This is a genomic window from Pseudomonas sp. NPDC087804, assembly GCF_044742965.1.
Taxonomy (GTDB): Bacteria; Pseudomonadota; Gammaproteobacteria; order Pseudomonadales; family Pseudomonadaceae; genus Aquipseudomonas; species Aquipseudomonas rustica.
Map to the genome: position 1 here is coordinate 1 of NZ_JBIUVN010000058.1, position 4,268 is coordinate 4,268.

General features: G+C 56.6%; 4 protein-coding genes and 1 pseudogene. All 5 read right to left on the reverse strand.

The window, feature by feature from the left end:
• Positions 1-236: 236 nt before the first annotated feature.
• Positions 237-860, reverse strand: a complete 624-nt coding sequence (gene msrQ / locus ACIOMO_RS27730) for a protein-methionine-sulfoxide reductase heme-binding subunit MsrQ (RefSeq protein WP_212550778.1) — start codon at positions 858-860, stop codon at positions 237-239.
• Positions 860-1,873, reverse strand: a complete 1,014-nt coding sequence (msrP, locus tag ACIOMO_RS27735; RefSeq protein ID WP_401244667.1) for a protein-methionine-sulfoxide reductase catalytic subunit MsrP — start codon at positions 1,871-1,873, stop codon at positions 860-862. Before msrP ends, msrQ begins: the two co-directional genes overlap by 1 nt.
• Before the next feature lie 63 nt (positions 1,874-1,936).
• Positions 1,937-2,794 (reverse strand): CDP-diacylglycerol--serine O-phosphatidyltransferase, encoded by an 858-nt coding sequence (gene pssA, locus ACIOMO_RS27740; protein WP_053123855.1) that lies wholly within the window; start codon positions 2,792-2,794, stop codon positions 1,937-1,939.
• A 147-nt stretch (positions 2,795-2,941) separates the two neighbouring features.
• The gene (ilvC, locus tag ACIOMO_RS27745) at positions 2,942-3,958 is read right to left on the reverse strand and encodes a ketol-acid reductoisomerase (RefSeq protein ID WP_401244669.1); all 1,017 of its coding nucleotides are present in this window, start codon (positions 3,956-3,958) and stop codon (positions 2,942-2,944) included.
• A 48-nt stretch (positions 3,959-4,006) separates the two neighbouring features.
• Positions 4,007-4,268 (reverse strand): annotated as a pseudogene (locus ACIOMO_RS27750) (hypothetical protein); the annotation flags it as partial.

Here is a 4,268-nt window from a genome sequence, read left to right on the forward strand (position 1 = left end):
GAAGAATTCTTCAACAACTTCAACCACTTGCGCTTCAGATCTCTCGTCAGCGGGAGGCGAATTCTACAGCGTTACACGCTGCTGTCAACACCTCTATTTCAACTTCCTTTTGGCTTCGATGAACTGAAACACTTGCTGCCGAAACCTACATAACTCATTGAATCTCAAGGAGTTTTCCGTTTCGACTGCGCCGGAAGTGGGGCGAATTATAGACGCCTGGTATTTGCCGTCAACCGTTAATTTCGCTTTTCTTGCAAAACTGGCTTTCTGGCCAGCAAACGCGGGATACGCCGCGTCACGGGCGGAATACGCAGTATCAGAAGCACTGCACCTATAAAGGCATAGATCGCCCATTCCTCAAGATCAGCGCGCACGATCCACAGCATATGCAGTAAACCCAAACCCAGAATTACGTACGCCAGGCGATGCAGCTTCTTCCAGCGCGAGCCCAAACGCCGCTGACTGTAGCGATTGGACGTCACCGCCAACGCCAACAATCCTAGAAAACCCAACGCCCCTACTATTATGTAAGGCCGCTTGCGCAACTCGACCGCCAGCTGCGACCAGTCAAACCCCAGGATAAACGCCATATAACTGCACAGGTGCAATACCACATAGGCGAAACACCAAAGCCCCAACTGCCGGCGAACCGCAATCCACCCCGCCCAACCGGTGAGTTTCTGCATCGGCGTCATGCTCAGGGTAATCAGCAACAACACCAAGGTTCCCAACCCCAGCCGATCGACCAACACTTTGCCGGGATCAGGGCCGAGCAAATCCTCAAGCGCTTGATACAACCAGAGCATCGGCCAGATCGCTGCCGCAATGAAAACGCCTATACGCCAGAACGGAAAGCGCATCAGTAGTTCTTCCGCAGATCGAGCCCTGTATATAAAGAAGCGACTTCATCCGAGTAGCCGTTGAACATCTGCGTATCGCGCACGTTCGGTTTGAACAGGCTGTTCGGCAACCGTCGCTCCCGTGCCTGCGTCCAGCGTGGGTGATCAACCGTTGGATTCACGTTCGCGTAGAACCCATACTCATCCGCCGCAATGCTTTGCCAAGTGGTTTTCGGCTGCTCGCTAACCAGACTGATACGCACGATGGATTTGACGCTCTTGAAGCCATACTTCCACGGCACCACCAAACGCAGGGGCGCGCCGTTCTGATTTGGTAACTCGCGGCCATACATGCCCACCGCCAGAATCGCCAACGGATTCATCGCCTCATCCAGACGCAAGCCTTCTACATACGGCCAGTCGATCAAGGCAAAACCGGAGCGCTGCCCCGGCATGGTTTTGGGATCCTGCAGCGTTTCAAAGCGGATGTACTTGGCATTAGCGTTTGGCTCGACTTGCTTGAGCAACGCCGAGATTGGAAAACCGATCCACGGAATCACCATCGACCACGCCTCTACACAGCGCAACCGATAGATACGTTCTTCCAGTTGATACGGCCTCATGAAGTCTTCCAGCGCATACCGCCCCGGCTTACCCACCTCGCCGTCTATCACCACACTCCACGGTTCGGTTTTCAGCGAGCCGGCATTCGCCGCCGGATCCCCCTTGTCGGTGCCGAACTCGTAGAAGTTGTTGTAGTGAGTGGCGTCTTTAAAAGGCGTGATCGCCTCATCCTTGACGTTGACTGCTCCCCATTTAGTAGAGGCCAGCTTCTCGTTAAACCAGGCAGGCGCTTTACCGGGTTCGACATCGGCGTACCGAGCGGCATCCTCGGCATTGGCCCAACGCGGCAGGCTACTGACGGCGATACCGGCAGCAGTGGCACCGAGCAATTGGCGGCGCGAGAGATAAATGGATTCAGGCGTGACATCCGACTCGTTGCAGTCAGACGCTTTGGGGATTTTGATCAGCATGACAACTCCGCAGCTTTGGAGGACAGATGCACCCATAGACTGCGGAGTATGCGTGAAATTACATCACTCGGCTTTTTTGTGCCGACGAAGGTGCAACAAGTATTGCACCGGGCCGGATGCTGCATAGGCGAGGAACACCAACAGCAGAATGCGCGGCGGATCGCTGAACACAACGGCAAACACCAGCACCACGGCAAGAATCGCCACGAATGGCACGCGCCCTTTCAAGTCCAGCTCTTTAAAGCTGTTGTACTTGATGTTGCTGACCATCAGCATGCCGGCCGCCGCAACCATCAGCGCAACGAGGAACGACATCTTCGAACCCTGAATGCCGTAATCGCTGAACGCCCAGACGATACCCGCCACCACACCCGCCGCTGCCGGACTGGCCAGGCCGATGAAATAGCGCTTGTCTGCCGTGCCGACCTGGGTGTTGAAGCGCGCCAGACGCAATGCCGCGCCCGCGACATAGATGAAGGCGACCATCCAGCCGACCTTGCCCATATCACCCAACGCCCAACCGAACGCCAGCAGCGCCGGTGCGACACCGAACGCGACCATGTCCGACAGCGAGTCGTACTCGGCGCCGAAGGCACTTTGCGTATTGGTCATGCGCGCCACACGACCGTCGAGGCCGTCGAGCACCATGGCGACGAAAATCGCGATTGCGGCAAAGGCGAAATACTTGCTCGCGTTGACGGAATCCCCAGCACTCAATGCCGCCTGCGCGCTCATCGAGTTGATGATGGAGTAAAACCCTGCGAACAGGTTCGCAGTGGTGAATAGATTCGGCAGCAGATAGATACCACGATGCCGGACTTTACGACCTTCTGCGTCGTGCCCTTCTTCGATATGTTCATCGATGGGCAGCAGGCTTTCGGCGTCAGAAGCCTTGTTCGGCTCTTCGGGACGTTCGCTCATGGACGTTACCTTGCAACGGTTTGGAGAAATTTCGACAGGTGCTTGAGGACGACAGTTCGGCCACAAACGCTGCAGCTTTATACCAGAACCACCGGCTCAAACGAAAAAACGCGGCCGAGGCCGCGTTTTCCGTACAAGAAGGACGACTTAGTTTTTGGCTTTGTCGACGATCTTGTTGGCACCGATCCACGGCATCATGGAGCGCAGTTGCTCGCCGATGATTTCGATACCGTGAGCGGCGTTGTTACGACGCTTGGCGGTCATCGAAGGGTAGCCGGTTGCGCCTTCGCTGATGTACTTTTTGGCGTATTCGCCGTCCTGAATACGTTTCAGGGCGTTGCGCATGGCCTGACGGGACTCGGCGATGATCACATACGGGCCAGACACGTACTCGCCGTAATCGGCGTTGTTGGAGATCGAGTAGTTCATGTTGGCGATGCCGCCTTCGTACATGAGGTCAACGATCAGCTTCAGTTCGTGCAGGCATTCGAAGTAGGCCATTTCCGGCGCGTAGCCAGCTTCAACCAGGGTTTCGAAACCGGCTTTAACCAGCTCAACGGTACCGCCGCACAGAACGGCTTGTTCGCCGAACAGGTCGGTTTCAGTCTCGTCCTTGAAGGTGGTTTCGATGATGCCGGTACGACCACCACCAACGCCAGCAGCGTAGGACAGTGCAACGTTTTTGGCGTTGCCCGAGGCGTCCTGGTAGATCGCGATCAGGTCAGGGATACCGCCGCCTTTCACGAACTCGGAACGTACGGTGTGGCCTGGTGCTTTCGGCGCGATCATGATCACGTCGAGGTCGGCACGCGGAACAACCTGGTTGTAGTGAATCGCGAAGCCGTGGGAGAAGGCCAGGGTGGCGCCTTTCTTGATGTTCGGCTCGATTTCATTCTTGTACAGCGACGATTGGAACTCGTCCGGGGTCAGGATCATGACCAGGTCGGCAGCCGCAACAGCGGAAGCAACGTCAGTCACTTTCAGGCCGTGAGCTTCAGCTTTGGCAACGGTGGCCGAACCTTTACGCAGACCAACAGTAACGTCAACGCCGGAGTCTTTCAGGTTGCACGCTTGAGCGTGGCCCTGGGAACCGTAACCGATGATGGCAACTTTCTTGCCCTGGATGATCGACAGGTCGCAGTCTTTTTCGTAATAAACTTTCATGAAATTCCCCTATATATCCAGGCCGTTCAGGCCATTCGCTAATTTGGTTTAGATGCTGAGTACTTTGTCGCCGCGGGCAATGCCGGTCACGCCGCTACGGACGGTTTCCAGAATCGATGCGGTGCCGATGGACTGAATGAAGCTGTCGAGCTTGTCGCTGGTACCGGTCAGTTGAACGGTATACACGCTGGCGCTGACGTCGACGAGCTGTCCACGGGAACGCTCGGTGGTGCGGTGGGTCTCGGCGCGCTGGGCGCCCGGGGCCTTGTCGGGGAGCGGCATCGGGTCGGGGGCGTGGGGGGCGGTGGGC

What these genes read in the sequence shown, in the direction of transcription:
- msrQ (WP_212550778.1), bottom strand. Translation starts at nt 860, where the DNA reads ATGCGCTTTCCGTTCTGGCGTATAGGCGTTTTCATTGCGGCAGCGATC.
- msrP (WP_401244667.1), bottom strand. Translation starts at nt 1,873, where the DNA reads ATGCTGATCAAAATCCCCAAAGCGTCTGACTGCAACGAGTCGGATGTC.
- pssA (WP_053123855.1), bottom strand. Translation starts at nt 2,794, where the DNA reads ATGAGCGAACGTCCCGAAGAGCCGAACAAGGCTTCTGACGCCGAAAGC.
- ilvC (WP_401244669.1), bottom strand. Translation starts at nt 3,958, where the DNA reads ATGAAAGTTTATTACGAAAAAGACTGCGACCTGTCGATCATCCAGGGC.